The sequence below is a fragment of the Paenalcaligenes suwonensis genome, from assembly GCF_011290505.1.
Taxonomy (GTDB): Bacteria; Pseudomonadota; Gammaproteobacteria; order Burkholderiales; family Burkholderiaceae_B; genus Paenalcaligenes; species Paenalcaligenes suwonensis.
The window spans coordinates 13,297-30,966 of the sequence record NZ_JAANPV010000014.1; the positions used below are offsets into that span (position 1 = coordinate 13,297).

The window sequence follows — 17,670 nt, forward strand, 5'->3', positions numbered from 1 at the left end:
TTATCTCCAATACTGTGAAGCGTTGCCAGCACGTACGCCTAGCAGTTTCACGCCGCCAGCTTTATTGGCTGCGCCTGCGGCTGTGCCACCAGCCTTTGCAGCCATACCGTAGCCAGCAGCACCAGATAGAACGCTAGTTGCCGCACTCAAGAAACCAGCACGGCGGGCATTCTTACCAGATTGGCGCAGTGTTTCTGCGGCGTAGCGGTCGTTTACAGCTTGCTGTTCAAAGGCACTACCTTGTAGCAAGGCTTGGTAGCGTGTTTGCAGAGCATCCATCTCCATGTCTCTGGCTGATTGCTGCTGGATGGCAAGGGCAGAACCGCTGCCGGCATCAAAGCCAGATTCCGCCACAGAGGCACGTACCTCAGCCTGCTGCTGGCTTGAACTGCGACGTTGAGCAAGCTCGTTCTGTAGGCCAGCATCGTAGGCTTGGCGTGCCTGTATGTCCGATAGCTTGGCGTTACGCTCAGACGCTTTGGCTTGTTGCTTGTAGCTTGCTGCTTGCTGGTTGCCTTGCATGATGGCGCCACCAGCCTGTAGCGCTGTAGACCCGATAAGGGCTGCTGTAAATGGATCCATTACTTCACCTTTGCGTAGAGAAAGCAGTCCCGACCGTCCGGGGTGTAAGCGGTCATAAGGCCTTCACGTTTAAAGCCCAAACGCTCAGCCCATGCGATGCCTGCTGTATGTTGGCTATCAACCGTCATTTCTATTCGTTTCCATGGGGCGGAGCGAACAACAGCAGAAATGACGCGATGCAGGGTTTTGAATTGTTTTAGAGCGGCTTCAGATATAAGCGCCCACGCCATACCGCGCTGTTGGTGCATTTCGATGATGCCAGCGCAAGCAGTAGCGTTTCCGTCATCATCCAAAGCAGCCCAGCCTACGCCGTTAGCCTGAACCAAGGCATGGGCATGCTCGGCTGTTACTATAGGGATAGCGTAGGCCTGTGCTTGCTGTAGTTGCACGGCCAGTATGTGTTCGACTTCTAGGGCAACAATTTTGATCATCGGTCGTCACTCGTAGAAATCACCGGCATGATGGCCAGTAGGGTTACGGGAAGAGGTTGATCGTTCGTGTACCAAATACGTGCATCACGCTCATAATCACCGCGCCATGGGATCGGCTCGGTATCGCCAGTAAATAGCGGAGGAGGGTTATTCATGCGCTGCGATGGTCTGCGGAAATTCAGTGTTTCTAGATTGTCTGGTGATGGACCAAGATTCCCGCCAAGGCTATTCAGCATACGGACGATGACGTTTGTGAGCCGTTTGATCTTTCCTTGTGCTGTGCCGTTTGTGGCTCCAGCCTCTAGGCTCATGGTTGCCATAGCGCACGGAGCAGGTAGGCCAACGTGAACGATAGAGCCGCCATATTGCAGTTCAATCTTGCCGCCCTCTACGACCTGATCAGGGGATGCTGCACCATCGACCAGCACTTGCACTGTTTGGCCTTCTAGGTGGTCTAGTCCTGATATGGAGGTTGCTTCTGGCCCTCTGTAGGTAAGGCCGCAATCGAGGTAGAAAGCCTCGCGGTGATCTTCGTTATTGCCTAAGGGCTTACGTAGCAGCTCAACGTACCGTACAGACTGCCCGTTGATTTCACGGCGAACAATCATCCATAGGTCGTCACTGCCGCCATTTGGGGCTGGCATTGCCTCAATGGCTTCAACCCATCCATTTGTCATGGGGTGCGAGTGCCAGGCGTATACATCACTGCGACCTGGCTCTTGATCGTAAGTGCAGCCAACGAGGGTGCCGTCAGTGCTGGCCAGCCAAATAATGGAGTCAGGTTCTTGTTGATAGCTTAGGTCAACAGCGCCAGAGCGCAGCACATGCTCAGCTAATTTGGTTGTGTCGTTTGAGGCGTAGTTGTTGGTGTCGTAGTTAAAAACATAGTCACGCAGTTTCTGGCCTGATGCTTGGACGAATAGAACGCGGCCACCCACTTCAACGGGCATGATGGAGCGGGAGCCGTATGTGGTGCGGCGTTCTGCTCGGATGTTTGCGGGGCCTACCGCCTGGTTAGACTGGATAGGGCCAATCAACCATTCGTCACCGTCGGTACCAAGAATCAGCTCATCAGACTCAACGGCCCACACAACACGGTTAATCTGCCTCGCATTAAGCGTTTGTACGATTGCTGAGTCGGTTTCAACCTCGCCACCTACCTTGGATGCGAAGTTCTCAAAGTCTCCCACAACACTCATGGAAACCTTACGGCCACGAATTAGCACCAGACGCTGGCGCCAGAAAGCACCATGCTCAGGCCATCCATCGTCTTGGTTGTATAGGCTCTTAGCCCATTTGTGAGTAGCGTTGCCGGTGTCGTAAGTAGTGGTGTGAACGACCTTAGCAATAGAGCCTTGGGCATATACACCCGATAACGCCATTGGTAGAGATACCTTAAAGCTGCTGGAGGTTGCATCGTAGATTTGGTACGAGCCGTCTATCGTTGTTGTGGCTGCTGGTGGCTCTGGATCAGTGATAACTACAGTGCCAATCAACTGCACGGTCATACCATTAGAAAGCCCGTGAGGCTCACCAGTGGTAATCACGGCGTGTCTGCCAGATCCTGTTCCAGCAATCTGACCGCTAGCGATTCTGATCTCTCGCGTGAAAGAGCTGATCGTTGGAACAATATCGTGTGGTAACTGGCGTACAACCTCACCAGTAGCCGAGGTTTGGCTGTTGACCGCAGTGATGCGCACTTCGCCAGAACTGTCATGTAGGTATACCCACTCCACACCAATAGGGCCGCGTTGATCGTCGGGAATGTCGATACCGTCACCATCCCATGCGCTGCCTTCTGTGTGGATTGGCGTGTTGTTTCCGGTGACAGGGGCATTGCCAACACCTACGGCAGTGCACCGGTAAACGCGCATATCAACGCGGCGCAGTTCACCTACGTTGATGCGCTGATACACAGCCCAAGGGCGCACAGCAGAGAAGTCCGAGGATTCAAGGTAGATGCTTGTACCTACCATTGCAGGCGTGAATATTGACTTAGAGGCCGTCAGTGTGACTGTGCCTTCTATGCCGCTGGCGGTGATCGTTGAGGCTTTGTCGGTATTCAGGTCTTGGTACGGGCCGCCTTGTAGCTCTACCGTTTTCAGATCGAACGTTTCAGGGGTTAAGCGTAGAAGTTTTCTGGGTGAGTGCCTAGGGTGCAGCAAATACATAGTGTCCGCAGACTGTACGGCACGCAGTACAAACAAGCCGTTGCTATCGGTAAGGTCTTCGGCAGAGTATGGAGTGGCAACCTCTACAGGGTTTCCGTTGGGTGCCAGCAAACCGTGGTTTGTGTAAAAGCGGATGTAATGAGGGCCTACCTCCAGCATATAGGCTACGCGCTCAGATACTTGGAAGCGCAGCAGCCAAGCACGACCTGCCTTAACGGGGTTGATGTATTGGGTACCACCGCGACGAACCAAGGGGCCTTGTACCAGCGGCAAGAAGTTCTGTAGAACGCTGCAGCTATTGAAATACTTAGCCAGATCGGTGCGACCACCCATTAGCGGCGACATTTCGCCGCCGTCAAAGGTTTGCAGAATAGGAGTTTCTTTAGCCATTAGTTACGCGCCTCCAACCACGTATCGTCAGACATAGCCAGAGCAGGGCGTTCAATAGCGTTAGCACGGCGTGCGACCGTTAGAGCTTGGCCGTACTCTTCCCACATGGCCTGCTTTTTAGAGTTTGAGTTGGTAATTGCCTCGCACGATTCAGCAGCCAGACGGCATGCCAAAGCCTCTACGAATAGGGCATCAAAAAGTGTTGGGTCGCTGATCTTGCGTATGTAGCGGACGCGTAAAGGGCCTTCGTGGTCGATTAGGATGCGACGACCTTCAATGCTATAGCGGCCTTTAATACCGGGAGTGCCTACAAACTGAGGGCTACCAACCTGAACAATGCGCAGGTAATCCGCAGGCAGTTGGAATTGATGGCTGTAGCCAAAGGCGGGACGCTCAGAAAGCGCAGGGAGTTCGGCGCGTGCTTTGGCAAAGTGCCAGACATTTGCACGCAGTTCGGCCTCACACACAATATCGAACATAGAGTCCATTGTGTTAGAGGCCTTTGAGTCATCATCCAAAGCAATGATGCGCGCTGCACCTAGCTTGGTGAGCGCGCGGTTTGCTATGGCTACTTTAGAAACAGCCATGGCTTTACTCCGTTATGGCGAGGTGCTGCCGGCGGCGGGCTCGTTTGAATCGGTCTTCTGGCGAGAGCCACCGCCACGTTGGTTTCCCTTCGCTGGCTTTTCATCAGCGGCGGGCTCGTTTGAATCGGCGACCGGCACAAACCACTTCGCTTTACTGCCTTCTGGCACATCAAACTCGTCATTAACGTTTTTGATGGAGCCAGCGAAGAAGCCGGGTTTAATTGCACGTACTTTCATGGTCACGTCCTTACACTTGAGCTGGGTACGATTCCCAAGACTGAGGCTCTTGAGAGGTGAGCCATGCAGACGCGGTGATGGCGGCGTCGTAGTTCAGGCGTAGGAAGCGCTTGCTTGTGTACGGGAAGCCAATAACAAAACGTGCGCCAGCAGGGGTGTTGGCAGGAATCAGCACAGAAGCAATGTCAGCGGCACCGGCAAAGCCTGCGGCGTCAGCAGTCTGGACAGCTACCGTTACGTCAGCAGCTACTACAGCATCTGTTTGCACCACCACATACATAGGCTGACCGGGGCCAAGTTTGCGCGGTTCGCCAACATCAATTGCGTTTGTAGATGGGCCAGCCGCTGCCACAACTTGCTTGGTAGAGAGTTCTAATCGAGAGTCGATATACATATTGGTCTCCGTTGAGGGGCATCGCCCCTCGTTGAAAGTTACTGAACAGCGGATTCGGTGTTCATGATTGCGTCGGTGCGGCGCACAGGGATGTCGTCAAACATCATCACGCGCTTACCTTCTACGCTTTCCCATGTCAGGTTGTTGGCGATCTTGTTCAGAATGCCTAAGCGCAGTTTTTCTCGGATAGTGCGGTTGATGTACCAGGCGGCACGACCTTGGCCAAAGTTCGGAATGCGCTCAGACGCTTGGATCATCAACTCGATCAGCGCCATGGTTGCGTCTTTAGCGGTAGAAGGATTGCTAAGTGCGGCAACATCAATGTTTGCGATACGTGCGCCGTAACGCCAGTCACGTACCGTGGCACCCAGATCCCATTTGTAGTGGGAGCGATAGGCTTCCATGCGACCGCCTTGGCCGTCTACGTTCTCAACGGTGACTTGGCCTTTATCTTCCATGGACAAACCAGCCTTGGAGCCTTTGGGGTAGATGCCGTGAATGGTGTTGGGGCCCCAAACAACCAGCCAGATAGAAGTGTTGTCGTTGCCTGCACCACCACCGTTGATGATGTTTTCACCGCTTGGGGCATTCATGTCGTTGTAACGTGCAGCTAAGCCGGTGAACTTGGCTGGGTCTGTGCCTTCGTTACCATAGATCAGGGTGCGCGCCATTTCCTGATTCATGCCCTCGATGTGGGCAGAGTCTTCAGATAGACGGAATGCTGCAGTGTTGCCGTTCAGGTCAGCCAGCGCTTTATCAACTTCGGCGTAGGCTTCCAGCATCCCGCAGTTATCGGTGATCTGTGCGGTTTCGCTGCGGGATGGCTGAACGCCACCGTACAGCTTGCGCCATGTAGGGGTAGGGATACCGGTACGCACGGTGGTGCGGTGGCCTGTAGGCAGGTTGCCCTCGATGGCAGTCATGTCTTCGAGAATGCCGTTGTTCTGGCTAAGCAGTTCAACGATCTTGGCGATTTGACCGTTAGGGTCTAGGCGCTTGGCCACATCGGCCATGGTTGGGTTTTGGATAGATAAAGTAGCCATTTGTGTGCTCCTTGGCGTTGGCCATTAACAGGTGCTTTTCAGCGGGTTGTGGGCCATAGCCCTATTTCTTTGTCATGCTTGGGTAGAACACTTCTTCGATAGATTTCTCCGCGCCGCCTTGGGAGGCTGAGGAATCAGGTGTCAGCGTGCCTTCACCCAAGTTCTTGCCGATACGAGCGAACAAACGCAGCGTTTCAGCGTCACCCAAGGCGAGGGAAATCTTTTCGATGGAGTCTTCTTCGATGCCGAAGGTACGAACAGCGCGGCGGCCTAGCTCGGCGTTAGCGTCGTACTGAGAACCCCACTCTTTGCGTAGGGTGTTCATATCGGCTTCGCTTTGCTGCTGACGTTCGACTTCGGCTGCTTGCTGTTGAGTAGCGGCGTACTCGTTCCACTTCTCCGCTAAGGCTTGAGCTTGGGCGGCAGGAACACCGGCTTCGTGCATCCACTTAGCGGCCTCGGCAGCGAACGCAGCGTCTTGGCCTTCAGGCACTGGCAACTGGTAAGCTTCTGGTGACTCTGGAATGGCTGTCTTGCCTTCCAGTTCTTGCAGTGCCTGGGCTGCTTCGCTTGCATCCTTAAAGCCTTTACCGCTGATGAAAGCCTTTAGGCCTTCGTCTTGGATGCTGTCGTGCCACGCTGGTTGTGTGTCTGCTGTTGTAGGATCAGCAGCGCCTTGGCCCTCAACTGGCGGGGTAGCACCACCGCCGCCTTCACCACCTTCCGTGGCTTCTTGGCGTAACAGACGTGCAAACAGTCTGCGGTTATTCAGTACGTTCATGTTCACGCTCCATAATTTCGTTGATTTGCTCGTCGGTCATGCGTAAGACCTTGGCGATGTGTAAAAAAACTTCTCGGCGACCTTCGGCCAACATGGTGGCGTGGGTGTCTACTGCACCAGTTATGCGTGATGTGGCCACCGATGAGCGGCCTACCTTGCAGAACTTAGCTAGATCAGCCAGAACTGCATCACCATCTCGACCGTCAAATACTCGGCGGTACCGGCTACGCAGGCCTGTAATCATCTGGATGCGACGCATCACTCGTTCACTAATACTCATATCTGTGCGCTCCCTGCGATTTGTTGTGCTTGTGCGAGATCCTTAGCAGCGCCAGCGGCAACGGGGGCAGCCTCAAGAATCTGTGCGGCTTGGGCTTGCTGTGCTGCAGCCTCGTCAGCGGCTTGCACGTCTTCCTCGTCAACCATGTATTTCTCTGGCACGCTGAACACGCGACCAAGGCCACGCACGATTTCAGACGAGTTCATGACACGCGCTGCATTTGGGTCTGCTTGGATAAACGGTGCTGAGGCTTCAGCCCAACGCAGCACGTTTGCACCTTCTTCGGCGCGCATGGCTTGGTTAAGGGGACTGTCGTACTCAATCTCGATAGCACCACCAACGTCTTCCAGCTCAGGTGGCATAGGGGGCAGGGCGCCAGCATTTGCCAGAATGTCGATCTCGCGTGTGATCTGTGGACCTAGCTGCTCAGACTGCACACGGCCCATCGTTGGACCTAAAAGGATGCCTTTCTCTTGTGCGCGCTGTAGAACCTCGGTTGCCGTCATCTGGTGGTTATCAACCAAGATTTGGAACAGTGTTACGTAGAACGCCAGATTGATGGCTTCCCGCTTCTGATCTGCATAGCTGATGCCCATCGGCACGTTCTTGCCTAAGTCCAGAGGCTTGATTAATTGGGTGCCTTGGTCGTTCAAGTAGCCGAAGTTCAATGCACCAGAGCGCAGATCAAACGAATCTAAGGCGCTGTCGTCAGCCAAGATCAGTGGTGGGTCTACGGCTTTCTGTGCACCCTTGATATTGGTTTTCTCAATCTGGTTGAGCATCCGTACATCTGGCAGGGCTTCCATAGCAGGTGAGTAGCCGTAGGCCGAGTCGTCAGCGGCGTAGAAGCGACCAATCGCCAGAGGGAATACACGGTAGCCGCTATGCTCAACGATCTCATTACCAGCATTTAGCGCGATCCAGACAGACTGGATGGGCATGTTTTGGCTACCTACCAAGCTGGAATCACGGTCGCGGCGTGGGCGTATCGCGTGCAGGAACTCAAACTTACGCTCCATGTCGTTGCGATCAATAGCGTTCTGGATCTGCGTTGGTAGGTTCTTTGCGCCCCAACGTTGTGCAGCCTGACGCGCTGTCAGCGTCCATGCGATGTGGGCCTTGTCCACTACACCGTAAGCATCCTCGGAGAACCAGAGACGGTTCAGGCGCAGGTTACGGTAACGGATGCCTTGGCCAAGCACGTCATCAATCATTAAGCCGCCCGCACCAAACGCGCCATGGCTGATGTATGACTCACCAGACTGGGATGCAAAGTTAGCACGCCACTGGTAACGTTGAGCAAACAGGATATTGGTGACCTGTTCCAGATACTGACGCACAGCAGGGGACTCGCGCAGGTTCTCGTCGGAGACTGTCAGCTTGTGCCATCGCTGTGTACGAGGCGTAATCATGGAGTCCATAGCCGCAGCGAAGTGGCGCAGGGCCAGCATAGGCGTGGAATCGTAGATATCCTGTGTACGTTTTTCGCCCGGATTGCTGTTGCTCTCTTGCTTGAAGCGGCGATAGCGGGGCAGGATCGTAGCGATCACGTCATCCCACTGTGACTCGAATGATTGGCGAGCCTGTTTCATGGCCTCATGGTCGGCCAGTATCTCGCGCACTAGGTCGACGTCGGCGTTTTGCATTACGAACCCAGCAGCGTTTTAGTGGCTACAGAGCCGGGCTTTGCAGTGGCATCGCCAGCCAGTACTGTGCTCGCAGCACCGCGGCGGCGACGTAGACGCTCAGCCTCATTAGAACCAGCCGCAGCCGCGTCAGTTGTGCTTGGCGGTGCTGTTGGTGCTGGTGGGTCTGGAATCTTTGGTGTGCTAGGTTTACTGAATAGACTTGTCATAACGGCATCCATTTGGGAAGATGCCGTCAGTTTGTGCGCGTGCGCGCGTAGTGAAGTGCGTTTTTATTCTAAACAAAGATATGGAGATGTATATGAGACCAACTTTTGATGATGTTAAGAGAGTGTTTGCAGAGATGGACGGAGGAACTCTTAGAGTTGTCACTGTAGTTACAGAGCTTAAGATTCAGGGCTTTGATGATGATCAGATAAGAAATGCTTTAGATGTTTTTATACAGGAAGGACTGCTGAGTTGCGACAACCTTAATGAGTTGAGGCTGGTCAATCCATCCTAGCAAACCCCTGCCTACCAGCCCTACGCCTAGCAGTAGAGACAGGATAAGCAAACGATAGACACAGAGCATCAGCGCGGTTTGGACTTGGCAGACCGCGCTTTTTCATATCCTTCTTGGATTCGATCTGTATCTTGCCATCGAGGCGAGCAACGGTTTCAGGGCCCGTGAGCTCGTCTACTAGCATCTGGTCATCTGGAATAGCACCACCTTCTTTCAGCCAGTCTCGTGTTAGCTTCCACATCTCAGCGCGTTTGTTGAGGCAGCCTTGGTCGCCAGCCTCGCCAGAGAACCAGACCAAGCGCCAACTGCGGCCTAACGTCTTACCAGCAGAGACAATACCGGTGCCATAGCCTGCATCAACAAACACCGCATCGGCTTTGTGCTCGTCCTCAAGCTGCGCCAGTATCTGCGCCACTTCGATATCGTTGTCGTTCTTGGGCAGTACACGCAAGATTTCAAACTTCAGGCCTTGGCGCTTACCAATCACCAGATCGTCATCACCTTCCCATGCGGGGTCACACGTCAGAATGACAGGCGCAAAGCTGTACTGACTCGGCTCAAGGTGGCGGCCTTGTGCGGCTTCTGCATCAGCGGTGCTAATGAACTGCTTCAGAGACATGGACGGGAAGATACCGCGAATACGCACTTTCACGATGTCGCTGTCCTCGCCATACGTGTCTACCATCTCTTGCAAGTACTCTTTGTTGGTGCCTTCGACGGTGCGGCTGTCGATCTGGAAGGTTTTCCAGAGCTTACGATGCCTGCGGAAACACTCTCTAAAGCGACCGCTGTTACGTGTGGGGTTACCAAAGGCTATCCAGATGATCTCTGTGTCAGCATCAGTTAGCGCCCCCTCGGCTACTTCCCATACCTTATCGGCAATGGCTGATGCTTCATCAAAGATCAGCACAATACGCTTGCCCTCGTTGTGCAGCCCCGCAAACGCCTCTGTGTTGTTCTCACTCCAAGGGATAGCATCAGCACGCCACGACTTGTCAGCCTCTGGGTCTGCGCTTGCTACGGCGGTGGCCGTGGTTTTGAATAGATCCCTAGTTTCAGCCAGGCGCTGCCACTTTTTGATCTCAGGCCATGTTTTGGTGCGCAACTGCGTTTCGGTGTTGGCGGTGACCACAATGCGTGTATCGACGCAGGTATCGAGCGCCCATTTCAGAATCATGCTGATACCAGCAGACTTACCGATACCGTGGCCTGATGACACGGCAATACGCAGGGGCTTATAGCGTGTCTCGTCGTTGCTTAGGTGGTCGCCTATTGTCTGCATTACATCGCTTTGCCATTGGCGTGGGCCAGCATGCCGTGCAAGCTCTGTGTCTTCCTCGCCCCATGGGTAGACTTCTTGAATGTAGCCTAGCGGATCGTGCGCAAAGCTGGCGATGTAGTCCAGATCCTCGTCGGTAATCTCGCTCATGATCAATTCTTCCTACGGCGGCGCATACGGTCAGCCATGCCTTTGATGCTGCCAGAGTGCTCAACGCGATCTTTAAACGCCTGCACGCCCACGTGGCGGCCTATTAACTCAAGATTTTTCACCTTGTCCGGCCACTTGATCTTTTTCACGACTGCGATGCGTGTTTCCTCGTCGCCTTGTGCTATTTCCATAACATCTAAGCCGGAAATCATCTGTCGCCAAATCTTGGGCCAGTCGTGTATGGCCTTAACGCTACCGTCATCGTTCAGGATGTCTGCGGCGTCCATTTGGTCAATCTCACCAAGGCGGGAGAGTACATACTCAGCATCCACCTTTACTTGTTCTGATCGTTTGTTCATGGCCTCTTCAAGAATGGCTCGGACCTTAACATTAGCCAACAGACGGCTTGCCTGTTGATTGGCTGTTCTTTCGCTGTAACCCGCGTTAATAGCTGCTTGTGTGGCGTTAAGGCTCACAAGGTACTCTTCAACGAAACGGGCTTGCATGGCATTTAATTTCATTCTTCAAATCCGGGCAAAGTCAGATTACCGCACTCATGCTCAGTGCTTGCGGATGGTGTTTTTTTGGAAAGCATTTGGAGTAGGGCGGGCACCGTGATGTTGTAGGCTCTGGCTACTGCTGGCAGGTGCTCGGTGGGCATTAGAGCTGCTGTACGCTGGCGTGGGCGTTTGGGAGTACTCCTGCGCATTTCAGCGGGACGCTTAGGCGCATTCTCGCGTTCTTTACCGGTCTGCTTTTCCCAGAGATCCAGCAGCAGTTCACCGCGCCAGTGAATGGGTGCAGCACCGGCTAAGTACTGCCGAATCATGGCTTCACCTACAGCGTGTCCCATTGCTCGGGCGATATCAGTCTGGCCCATACCTGCACGACGCAGATCGAGGATAATTTCAGACCAGTCAAAATCGACCAAGTAACCACGCATGTGTGTCTCTATGCCTCCTGCAACACAGCCCATGAGAGGATTGCCAAAGCGTCGGCGGCGTTATCCGAGTCAGGGTCAAAGCCACGTTTCTTGGCTTGTTCAATCATGGCGGCTTTGTCTGCTCTGCCTGAGCCTGTCCATGCCTTTTTAACGGTCGGAACAGCCACGCCAAGGCATTCAATGTTACGAGTGGCAGCGCATGCCTGCACGAAGCCCAAAAACGCGCCATAGGCGTTATTTGCAGCGCTAGAGCTATGGCCGAATACGACATTCTCAAAAACCAGTTGATGCACATTCTCGCTTTCGAGGATTCGGTGCAGCCAGTGCTGGAAATTAATCCAGCGTTGCCCCGGATGCTGTTTTTTGTTGAGCTGGAATTTCTCGGTACCGTAGCTAATAGTGCCGTCGCGTCTGCGTACTGCCCAGCCGGTATTGGTGCCGAGGTCTAGGGCGAGGATGTTTGTGTTGATCATGCCACCTTCCTCTGGTTGGCCACCTCACGCATCATGGCAACGGCAGCGCGTGAATCTACCCACGGGTTTGATGTACCAGGTTCTGGCTGTCGTGTCGGTGCGGGATGTAAGCGTTGCTCTGGGCTGCGGATTTCACGGCCAAGGGCAGAAAGCAGGGCAGAGCCAAGGTTGCGGTTACAGCGTTTCATCGTGGGCGGTAGGTTGTCCAGAATGTGGGCGTAGCCGTATTTCTGCAACAGTGCCACGAGGTCAGCGCGTACCACGTCATTGCCTTGGTCGTCCTTTTCCATGAACGAGTTACCGGGTGCGGAGTTGGCCATGCGTATGGCTTGGCGAATGATGCCCATGCGGTTGGCAATGCGTGCGGTGATGGCTCCGTACTCGCCGTAAGGTGCGCCAAAGTGCCAAGAGCACAGCCATTCGTCGGTGCCGTTGGTAGAGGTGGACAGCGTGCCGGGCATTGGGCATCCAGAGGCGCTACAACTGCCGTCTGAAACCATCGGTACGGGTGAGCCATGGCTGTGGCTGGATTGCTGGCGATTCACGCCTGCTGCGGCTTCTGCGTAGGTTGTCATACGGTCGCTCCTTGTTGCTCACGCTCACGGCGTTTGATTTCTTGAAACATACGGTCCTTGAACTCGTTGTAGGACTCACCTGCACGGGCAAACATGCCGAGTTCACGGGCTTTTCGGTCAATTCCGGGTTCGGTTCGGTACCACTCATCGCGGGGTTTTTGGTCTGGTTTTTCTGCCTGCGGTTTTTGCAGGTCTGCGATGATCGGTACGAGGTATGCAGCGTTTACGGGTTGCGGGTTGTTTGTGTCTTTGCGACGTGTTTTCGCGGTTTCCAGTGCAGCGAGGATGTGCTCATCGGTCGCTTGCAGGTCGATCATTGCCGAAATGCCTTTGCTGCCAGCGTGTGTGGCAGGGTCAGCACCGTGCTTGCGCAGCAGTACCGCGATCAATGCGTTGCGTGATGGTTGATCATCAGGATTGTTTTCAGAACCAGCTGGCGGCGATTCTTGCGCGCCTAATCCTTCTGTGGGTATATATGCTGCTTCTTCTTTATTATGGGTAATGGGTAATGGGTAATGGATAGCCGTGGCCGTACCCGTATCAGCTACGTTGTTGTCACGACCTGTCACGCGTGACTGGTACTGTTTGAGTAGCGTCTCCAAATCCGTTGTTTTGGCATCCCAAGCTGGCACCACGTCAAACTCTCTAAGCATTGCAAACAATAGCTTTCGGCGCTCTCGGTGACGTCGTTGACGCTCCTTTTCGTTCTCCTTTTTTGCCTCATTATCCTCATTGATAAGTTGGTACTGCTCTATCTCCTCATCGCAACGGCTATGTCTATGTCCATCAATCGTCTTTTGAAAAAACTCTTCAAGAATTGTGTCGATGGCTTTCTTTTCAGCCGCAGTTGATGCGCGAGCTAGTCTGTAGACCTGACGTTTTTCTGCTGGCAATGGCTGCTCATGCTGGTAATAAAGGTCCAGCAAACGGCGATAAGCACCATCCTCAATCATCGAAAGATGAGCGGTGTCCTTTAGGTAGTCGCCAATGTGATGGGAATAGTGGTTCATTCTTAATTCCTGTACGCAAACTGCCTACGCAGTTCATGGAATAACTCAGCGGCGTCTTTATCCCAATCAAGCTGTCTACGGCTTGTGATGCCACAATGCGAGCGCACACGCGCTGCTGCGGACTCGGGGCAGGTAGCGCCAAGCATCTTTTGAAACTCAGGCTTAGCGCATAAGCGGCCTGAAAGTCTTGAGTTGGGTTCAGCCATTACCAGTGCCTCGTATTGATCTTGGATTGCAGGTACTTGAAAGCCATCATTTCGTAGGCGCTCAGTTCCATTTGGCTAATCACCATTGAGTCACCCTGGGCAAGCTGAAAACCAAGCGCAGACAGTAAGTGGCAGGCTTTTTCTAGCGCCTCTTTGTCTCTGCTAATAGTGCTCGCTGAAACACCCATGAAATCTGCTGCACGCTCTTGAGTGATGGTTGCAAGACGACGCAAGGCCTCGCTGTACATTCTTTCAGCGTTCTTGCGGGCTATTTCACGATCTTCGTCGGATACTGGTTGTGTGTTCATAGTGGTGTTACTCAAAGAGTGGTGCCCAGCTCCTTTCCCTTATGATTGGAGTTCTCACACAACCAATATTCAGAAAAGGAGCCTGTTATGGGCAATACGTCGAAGCCAGATGATTTTGCGCAGGGCAGAATACTGGCGTTAAGAACAGCGCTTGGGGCTATGGTGCTTTCGCATCCCAACCTTGCTGATGCTGCAAATAAGGTTGCTGAGGCTTTAGCCAAAGCAGAGGGGGAATGGATAGGGCAGAAGGTGCCGGACATGTTCATTGAGGGCCTCCAAGAGGAGACTGTCGATTTGCAAGCTTTGATAAATACAAGCCTATCTCTGCGCGCACCGTCCTCACACACGTCAATCCCACGCAATCCAACTCGTTCTGGGGAAGGGCGTGAGGGAAGCTAAGCAGGCACTTCGCCATGAAAGCCGGGAAGGCTGGATGCATTGGCGATTGAGTGGCTGTTTTCATAACCCCTCCGTTTCGTGGGTGGGTGCCTCAAGCTCTGGCCAAATACGGTGCCAGTCGTCAGGGCGAAGATCTTTGCGGGTGACTTCTCCATTTGTGGCGCGCTCGATTTCGGCGCATCTTTCAGCAGGAACTTGGCGTACGCACCTTGCCCATTGATAAACAAGCTGGGGTGGAATACCAAGGGTTCTGGCTAGCTCAGATTGGCCGCCGTGCTTTTGGCTTACGTAATCAAGTAGTTTCATAAGCAAATATTAAGCGATTCGCTTAATAAAGGTCAAGCAGTTCGCTTATGTATTTATTAAGCGAACTGCTGTCAAATACAAGTTCTATGAAATCAGTCTCTGAAATCCGCCTAGAAAACCTAGAAACGCTTGTAAAACAAGCGGGAACTGCCGACTCTCTAGCAGAGAGGGCTGGGCTGTCGCACGTCTATGTGAGCCAGATTAGAAGTAGGGCAATAGATGCAAAAACCGGAAAGCCAAGAAACCTAGGAAGTGTTGCCTCTAGGAAAATAGAAGAGGGGATGGGTAAGCCAAAAGGTTGGATGGATCGAGATCATTCAGATGGAGGCGGGCTCGATGATGGATGGCCGTTTCCTAGAGTGGATAAAACCACTTATAACTCTTTGAGTGAATCCCAAAAAAATGCGATTGAGGATTGGGTTATGGAGCAGGTTAGATTGTTCACTAGTCCAGCAACCCCAAAAAGAGGTACAAGAAAAACCGCATAATCTTAGGCTGGTTTGGCCCAAGAGTGAGGGTCGTCGCGTCTAACTAATAAACAATTTCAGAACAGGAGAGAAGAAGAGATGTGGGCTCTTTATATGCTAGGCGGGATTGCGCTAAATGTATTGAATGTTCTGCTTTTCTTTCTCCAGGTTGCTGCGATTTATGCAGGTTTAGAGTATTGGTTAGAGTGGCCTCAATGGGCGTGCTTTATATTAGCTCTAGCTTTGGTTTTTATAAATCCTGTGCCTTTGGTGTCGGGCGTGGCTGGGATTTTAGGGGCGCATTATGCGTGGGGATGGTCGTGGTGGCTTTCTATTCTGCTTTTTGTGGGAATGAGCCTACTTGCAATAGTATTATCCGTTCTTATTTCTGGGACAACCCTTGCGGCGGCTTCTGTACGTAACTGGTATAACGAAAGATCGGAAACCATAGCAGGAACAGGGAGGAAAGTAGCAAGCACGGTAACTGTGGTTGTTGTGTTAGTTGTGGTAGCTGTTGTTGCTAAATATGTGGGTGTTGCCTGGTATGAGGGAACTGCCAATATATCTGACAAGTTTCGTGATAAAGCTAAGGTTCAAGTGCCTTTGCCAGAGGGGCATCCTTTACATGCTTATTTGCAAAATCAGATGACGGAACTAGGGCAAGATGAAAGATTCCAAGAATTCATACGCTCAAACCCTGGAATATCGCCCAATGAAGTTATGGGTGATGGTCTTTCTCGCTTAACCGACCACCAAGCTGAGCAGCGGGTTGTGACGCTACAAGAAATTCTAAAATCAGCCACAGATGCGGATTGTGCACAAATTGTCACCATACAGGAAACCCCAACTTCAGTGCAGAACAGGGCTTTATATAACGCCCTAGGAGCAGCTTCCCCAGCGGTTCGAGATGCTTGGTTTAAAGTAATGAGAGAAGCAGTTATTGCCGTCGTTACTGATGTACCGAGGAATGTATTTGACCCAAATGAGGCAATGCAGGCTTTTGAGCGGGAAGTATCTAAACAGCCTACAGCAAGGTTGCGAATTATGCAGAAGGGCTACAGTAAGCAAGAAACAGTAACCGACGCAGATCTATGTGCAGCAGGAAAGATGCTACTTCAGATTGCTATAGAAGCTTCTGGCAGTGACAAGGCATTGCTAATACGCGCCCTTTCTAGCCAGTAGTTAAATAAATTACATACCGCCTAAGGGCGGTTTTTTCTTACCCTTCAAAAAGCGATTCGCTTTATTTTTAAGCAAAATGCTTGACTTCATTAAAGCGATTCGCTTAATATTGGATCCAACGCTACACCAAACCCCACTAAGAAGTGGCAGCGGTGCAGGTTGGATCTTTAACAATTAGCTCAGCCGATGTTGCTCGTCTACCTATGTAAGGCGTTCGTCCGGCTCAATAGCATCTTCGGGCATGGCCGAAGTAATGCGCGGTGTCTCTGCCGTACCCAAGCGTCAAAGTACGTATACGGGTGAAGAGGGTGAGGTATAGACCGACCAAGAACAGGAACGGTTACTGCTGGCTGGAATGTCAGCTTACGGCTTCTAACGAGGCCGGACACTTGAGCGTCTTAGAGAGCAGGGCGTTGAAGTGTATTTTCATCCCCAACCGTACCGCACCGGAGCGGCTGCACAGGGGCAATTGTGCAGATCTCCTTAATCCTGCTGCGGGATTCCGGAAGCAGAAACGGTGCAGATAGTGATCTGTGGCTCTTTACCAGATAGGGCGGCCGATTATTTTAGTCGGCACAGTTTGGCGCGTTTCAAAGTCGGTTTAGCCCCGATCTAACTTTTCTTTGCGCACCTGCTTAACCCTGCTATATGGGAGTGGAGCGCGTCAAACTGTGATTAATGGAGAAAACCATGCTAGGAAATATAGGGGTTAGCTTCACAAGCTTAGAGGACTTTAAGGCTAAAGCTGAGTTTTACCCGAAAGGACGCATTATCCCTCAGCGCATTTTAAAAACCACATCCAAACCAAAGGGTACAGCACATAAACTTCGACACAGAATTAAGTTCGGCTCCAACTTCTATTTAATACGTTTTCATAACCGAAACTTACTATTTTCATTTGACGATTGCGTTATCGCCATAGAAATTGGAGTCGGTGTTAAAGATGCATATATTTATGGAAACCCTTATGGAGAGGGTGGAAGTCATTGGATTGGAGTAAACGGCTGGGATGACTTTTGCAGCAAATTGTCCAGCTTGTTATCGGAATTCAAGGAGGCTGATTATGACCAATAAGACTATTTTGAGTGATAACCAAGTCACTAGACTTTCTCTTTCTCTCAAGTTTCAGCCAAGTGGTTCGCAGCCTAAAGATTTTCTACTTAGGTGTGATTTGGTTCGAGAGATCGAGCAAGCCTTACTGCAATCCCCTGAGATACAAGGTGTTATGGATGCCTCAAAAACAGTAAGTAAAGTGTTTTGGGCTACGCATCTTGAGTATGAGAAATTGCATGTAGCTATCAAGATGCTGGATGCCGCTATAGCCGCAA

26 protein-coding genes are annotated in these 17,670 nt (G+C 52.3%); 6 read left to right on the forward strand and 20 right to left on the reverse strand.

The window, feature by feature from the left end; all coding sequences use genetic code 11:
* The 11 genes from GY634_RS16535 to GY634_RS16580 all read right to left on the reverse strand — a co-directional run bounded on the left by GY634_RS16535 (nucleotide 1) and on the right by GY634_RS16580 (nucleotide 8,751).
* The gene (locus GY634_RS16535; protein WP_166409829.1) at nucleotides 1-582 is read right to left on the reverse strand and encodes a virion core protein, T7 gp14 family; all 582 of its coding nucleotides are present in this window, start codon (nucleotides 580-582) and stop codon (nucleotides 1-3) included.
* Entirely contained in the window at nucleotides 582-1,013 is a 432-nt protein-coding gene (locus GY634_RS16540; protein ID WP_242683746.1) for an N-acetyltransferase, read from the reverse strand. The genes GY634_RS16535 and GY634_RS16540 overlap by 1 nt, the downstream gene beginning before the upstream one ends.
* Nucleotides 1,010-3,574, reverse strand: a complete 2,565-nt coding sequence (locus GY634_RS17170; RefSeq protein WP_207625638.1) for a phage nozzle protein — start codon at nucleotides 3,572-3,574, stop codon at nucleotides 1,010-1,012. Before GY634_RS17170 ends, GY634_RS16540 begins: the two co-directional genes overlap by 4 nt.
* A complete protein-coding gene (locus GY634_RS16545; protein WP_207625639.1) occupies nucleotides 3,574-4,161 on the reverse strand; it encodes a phage connector family protein in 588 nt (195 codons plus the stop codon). The genes GY634_RS17170 and GY634_RS16545 overlap by 1 nt, the downstream gene beginning before the upstream one ends.
* 12 nt (nucleotides 4,162-4,173) lie before the next feature.
* The gene (locus GY634_RS16550; protein WP_166409830.1) at nucleotides 4,174-4,398 is read right to left on the reverse strand and encodes a hypothetical protein; all 225 of its coding nucleotides are present in this window, start codon (nucleotides 4,396-4,398) and stop codon (nucleotides 4,174-4,176) included.
* A 10-nt stretch (nucleotides 4,399-4,408) separates the two neighbouring features.
* A complete protein-coding gene (locus tag GY634_RS16555; RefSeq protein WP_166409831.1) occupies nucleotides 4,409-4,792 on the reverse strand; it encodes a Bbp16 family capsid cement protein in 384 nt (127 codons plus the stop codon).
* A 38-nt stretch (nucleotides 4,793-4,830) separates the two neighbouring features.
* Nucleotides 4,831-5,835 carry a major capsid protein gene (locus GY634_RS16560; RefSeq protein WP_166409832.1) on the reverse strand — a complete coding sequence of 335 codons (1,005 nt, stop codon included), beginning with the start codon at nucleotides 5,833-5,835 and terminating at the stop codon, nucleotides 4,831-4,833.
* Between the two features lie 61 nt (nucleotides 5,836-5,896).
* Complete coding sequence (locus tag GY634_RS16565; protein WP_166409833.1) at nucleotides 5,897-6,616, reverse strand: hypothetical protein; 720 nt, start codon at nucleotides 6,614-6,616, stop codon at nucleotides 5,897-5,899.
* Nucleotides 6,600-6,896 carry a Bbp19 family protein gene (locus GY634_RS16570; protein ID WP_166409834.1) on the reverse strand — a complete coding sequence of 99 codons (297 nt, stop codon included), beginning with the start codon at nucleotides 6,894-6,896 and terminating at the stop codon, nucleotides 6,600-6,602. Before GY634_RS16570 ends, GY634_RS16565 begins: the two co-directional genes overlap by 17 nt.
* The gene (locus GY634_RS16575) at nucleotides 6,893-8,542 is read right to left on the reverse strand and encodes a portal protein (RefSeq protein ID WP_166409835.1); all 1,650 of its coding nucleotides are present in this window, start codon (nucleotides 8,540-8,542) and stop codon (nucleotides 6,893-6,895) included. Before GY634_RS16575 ends, GY634_RS16570 begins: the two co-directional genes overlap by 4 nt.
* Complete coding sequence (locus GY634_RS16580) at nucleotides 8,542-8,751, reverse strand: hypothetical protein (RefSeq protein WP_166409836.1); 210 nt, start codon at nucleotides 8,749-8,751, stop codon at nucleotides 8,542-8,544. Before GY634_RS16580 ends, GY634_RS16575 begins: the two co-directional genes overlap by 1 nt.
* A 92-nt stretch (nucleotides 8,752-8,843) precedes the next feature.
* On the opposite strand from GY634_RS16580, the gene GY634_RS16585 reads away from it, so the two are divergent.
* A complete protein-coding gene (locus GY634_RS16585; RefSeq protein ID WP_166409837.1) occupies nucleotides 8,844-9,044 on the forward strand; it encodes a hypothetical protein in 201 nt (66 codons plus the stop codon).
* On the opposite strand, the gene GY634_RS16590 is transcribed toward GY634_RS16585, so the two are convergent.
* From GY634_RS16590 to GY634_RS16625, 8 genes are read right to left on the reverse strand one after another with little or no spacing between them, the layout of a single operon-like run.
* The gene (locus tag GY634_RS16590; protein ID WP_166409838.1) at nucleotides 9,031-10,473 is read right to left on the reverse strand and encodes a terminase; all 1,443 of its coding nucleotides are present in this window, start codon (nucleotides 10,471-10,473) and stop codon (nucleotides 9,031-9,033) included. The genes GY634_RS16585 and GY634_RS16590 overlap by 14 nt on opposite strands.
* Before the next feature lie 2 nt (nucleotides 10,474-10,475).
* A complete protein-coding gene (locus GY634_RS16595; RefSeq protein ID WP_166409839.1) occupies nucleotides 10,476-10,994 on the reverse strand; it encodes a terminase small subunit in 519 nt (172 codons plus the stop codon).
* On the reverse strand, nucleotides 10,991-11,416 hold the full coding sequence (locus GY634_RS16600; RefSeq protein ID WP_166409840.1) for a hypothetical protein: 426 nt from the start codon (nucleotides 11,414-11,416) through the stop codon (nucleotides 10,991-10,993). Before GY634_RS16600 ends, GY634_RS16595 begins: the two co-directional genes overlap by 4 nt.
* Nucleotides 11,417-11,424: 8 nt before the next feature.
* Nucleotides 11,425-11,889: a crossover junction endodeoxyribonuclease RuvC gene (locus tag GY634_RS16605; protein ID WP_166409841.1), complete on the reverse strand. Its 465-nt coding sequence runs from the start codon at nucleotides 11,887-11,889 to the stop codon at nucleotides 11,425-11,427.
* The gene (locus GY634_RS16610) at nucleotides 11,886-12,464 is read right to left on the reverse strand and encodes a hypothetical protein (RefSeq protein ID WP_166409842.1); all 579 of its coding nucleotides are present in this window, start codon (nucleotides 12,462-12,464) and stop codon (nucleotides 11,886-11,888) included. Before GY634_RS16610 ends, GY634_RS16605 begins: the two co-directional genes overlap by 4 nt.
* A complete protein-coding gene (locus GY634_RS16615) occupies nucleotides 12,461-13,474 on the reverse strand; it encodes a YdaU family protein (RefSeq protein WP_166409843.1) in 1,014 nt (337 codons plus the stop codon). The genes GY634_RS16610 and GY634_RS16615 overlap by 4 nt, the downstream gene beginning before the upstream one ends.
* 2 nt (nucleotides 13,475-13,476) lie before the next feature.
* Complete coding sequence (locus GY634_RS16620) at nucleotides 13,477-13,680, reverse strand: hypothetical protein (RefSeq protein ID WP_166409844.1); 204 nt, start codon at nucleotides 13,678-13,680, stop codon at nucleotides 13,477-13,479.
* Nucleotides 13,680-13,988: a CII family transcriptional regulator gene (locus GY634_RS16625; RefSeq protein WP_166409845.1), complete on the reverse strand. Its 309-nt coding sequence runs from the start codon at nucleotides 13,986-13,988 to the stop codon at nucleotides 13,680-13,682. Before GY634_RS16625 ends, GY634_RS16620 begins: the two co-directional genes overlap by 1 nt.
* 87 nt (nucleotides 13,989-14,075) lie before the next feature.
* Between GY634_RS16625 and GY634_RS16630 the strand changes: the two genes are divergently transcribed.
* Nucleotides 14,076-14,387 carry a hypothetical protein gene (locus GY634_RS16630; RefSeq protein WP_166409846.1) on the forward strand — a complete coding sequence of 104 codons (312 nt, stop codon included), beginning with the start codon at nucleotides 14,076-14,078 and terminating at the stop codon, nucleotides 14,385-14,387.
* A 60-nt stretch (nucleotides 14,388-14,447) separates the two neighbouring features.
* Here GY634_RS16630 and GY634_RS16635 read toward each other — a convergent pair whose 3' ends face one another.
* Nucleotides 14,448-14,693, reverse strand: a complete 246-nt coding sequence (locus GY634_RS16635) for a transcriptional regulator (protein ID WP_166409847.1) — start codon at nucleotides 14,691-14,693, stop codon at nucleotides 14,448-14,450.
* Nucleotides 14,694-14,740: 47 nt separating this feature from the next.
* Here GY634_RS16635 and GY634_RS16640 point away from each other — a divergent pair, with 47 nt between their 5' ends.
* The 4 genes from GY634_RS16640 to GY634_RS16655 all read left to right on the forward strand — a co-directional run.
* Nucleotides 14,741-15,181, forward strand: coding sequence for a hypothetical protein (locus GY634_RS16640; protein WP_166409848.1), 441 nt, complete (start codon nucleotides 14,741-14,743; stop codon nucleotides 15,179-15,181).
* Nucleotides 15,182-15,259: 78 nt separating this feature from the next.
* Nucleotides 15,260-16,342: a magnesium transporter gene (locus GY634_RS16645; protein ID WP_166409849.1), complete on the forward strand. Its 1,083-nt coding sequence runs from the start codon at nucleotides 15,260-15,262 to the stop codon at nucleotides 16,340-16,342.
* A gap of 690 nt (nucleotides 16,343-17,032) precedes the next feature.
* Entirely contained in the window at nucleotides 17,033-17,416 is a 384-nt protein-coding gene (locus GY634_RS16650; protein ID WP_166409850.1) for a hypothetical protein, read from the forward strand.
* A partial coding sequence (locus GY634_RS16655; protein ID WP_166409851.1) for a hypothetical protein occupies nucleotides 17,406-17,670 on the forward strand: 265 nt, incomplete at its 3' end. The genes GY634_RS16650 and GY634_RS16655, both read left to right, overlap by 11 nt.

What these genes read in the sequence shown, in the direction of transcription:
- GY634_RS16535 (WP_166409829.1), bottom strand. Translation starts at nt 582, where the DNA reads ATGGATCCATTTACAGCAGCCCTTATCGGGTCTACAGCGCTACAGGCT.
- GY634_RS16540 (WP_242683746.1), bottom strand. Translation starts at nt 1,013, where the DNA reads ATGATCAAAATTGTTGCCCTAGAAGTCGAACACATACTGGCCGTGCAA.
- GY634_RS17170 (WP_207625638.1), bottom strand. Translation starts at nt 3,574, where the DNA reads ATGGCTAAAGAAACTCCTATTCTGCAAACCTTTGACGGCGGCGAAATG.
- GY634_RS16545 (WP_207625639.1), bottom strand. Translation starts at nt 4,161, where the DNA reads ATGGCTGTTTCTAAAGTAGCCATAGCAAACCGCGCGCTCACCAAGCTA.
- GY634_RS16550 (WP_166409830.1), bottom strand. Translation starts at nt 4,398, where the DNA reads ATGAAAGTACGTGCAATTAAACCCGGCTTCTTCGCTGGCTCCATCAAA.
- GY634_RS16555 (WP_166409831.1), bottom strand. Translation starts at nt 4,792, where the DNA reads ATGTATATCGACTCTCGATTAGAACTCTCTACCAAGCAAGTTGTGGCA.
- GY634_RS16560 (WP_166409832.1), bottom strand. Translation starts at nt 5,835, where the DNA reads ATGGCTACTTTATCTATCCAAAACCCAACCATGGCCGATGTGGCCAAG.
- GY634_RS16565 (WP_166409833.1), bottom strand. Translation starts at nt 6,616, where the DNA reads ATGAACGTACTGAATAACCGCAGACTGTTTGCACGTCTGTTACGCCAA.
- GY634_RS16570 (WP_166409834.1), bottom strand. Translation starts at nt 6,896, where the DNA reads ATGAGTATTAGTGAACGAGTGATGCGTCGCATCCAGATGATTACAGGC.
- GY634_RS16575 (WP_166409835.1), bottom strand. Translation starts at nt 8,542, where the DNA reads ATGCAAAACGCCGACGTCGACCTAGTGCGCGAGATACTGGCCGACCAT.
- GY634_RS16580 (WP_166409836.1), bottom strand. Translation starts at nt 8,751, where the DNA reads ATGACAAGTCTATTCAGTAAACCTAGCACACCAAAGATTCCAGACCCA.
- GY634_RS16585 (WP_166409837.1), top strand. Translation starts at nt 8,844, where the DNA reads ATGAGACCAACTTTTGATGATGTTAAGAGAGTGTTTGCAGAGATGGAC.
- GY634_RS16590 (WP_166409838.1), bottom strand. Translation starts at nt 10,473, where the DNA reads ATGAGCGAGATTACCGACGAGGATCTGGACTACATCGCCAGCTTTGCG.
- GY634_RS16595 (WP_166409839.1), bottom strand. Translation starts at nt 10,994, where the DNA reads ATGAAATTAAATGCCATGCAAGCCCGTTTCGTTGAAGAGTACCTTGTG.
- GY634_RS16600 (WP_166409840.1), bottom strand. Translation starts at nt 11,416, where the DNA reads ATGCGTGGTTACTTGGTCGATTTTGACTGGTCTGAAATTATCCTCGAT.
- GY634_RS16605 (WP_166409841.1), bottom strand. Translation starts at nt 11,889, where the DNA reads ATGATCAACACAAACATCCTCGCCCTAGACCTCGGCACCAATACCGGC.
- GY634_RS16610 (WP_166409842.1), bottom strand. Translation starts at nt 12,464, where the DNA reads ATGACAACCTACGCAGAAGCCGCAGCAGGCGTGAATCGCCAGCAATCC.
- GY634_RS16615 (WP_166409843.1), bottom strand. Translation starts at nt 13,474, where the DNA reads ATGAACCACTATTCCCATCACATTGGCGACTACCTAAAGGACACCGCT.
- GY634_RS16620 (WP_166409844.1), bottom strand. Translation starts at nt 13,680, where the DNA reads ATGGCTGAACCCAACTCAAGACTTTCAGGCCGCTTATGCGCTAAGCCT.
- GY634_RS16625 (WP_166409845.1), bottom strand. Translation starts at nt 13,988, where the DNA reads ATGAACACACAACCAGTATCCGACGAAGATCGTGAAATAGCCCGCAAG.
- GY634_RS16630 (WP_166409846.1), top strand. Translation starts at nt 14,076, where the DNA reads ATGGGCAATACGTCGAAGCCAGATGATTTTGCGCAGGGCAGAATACTG.
- GY634_RS16635 (WP_166409847.1), bottom strand. Translation starts at nt 14,693, where the DNA reads ATGAAACTACTTGATTACGTAAGCCAAAAGCACGGCGGCCAATCTGAG.
- GY634_RS16640 (WP_166409848.1), top strand. Translation starts at nt 14,741, where the DNA reads ATGTATTTATTAAGCGAACTGCTGTCAAATACAAGTTCTATGAAATCA.
- GY634_RS16645 (WP_166409849.1), top strand. Translation starts at nt 15,260, where the DNA reads ATGTGGGCTCTTTATATGCTAGGCGGGATTGCGCTAAATGTATTGAAT.
- GY634_RS16650 (WP_166409850.1), top strand. Translation starts at nt 17,033, where the DNA reads ATGCTAGGAAATATAGGGGTTAGCTTCACAAGCTTAGAGGACTTTAAG.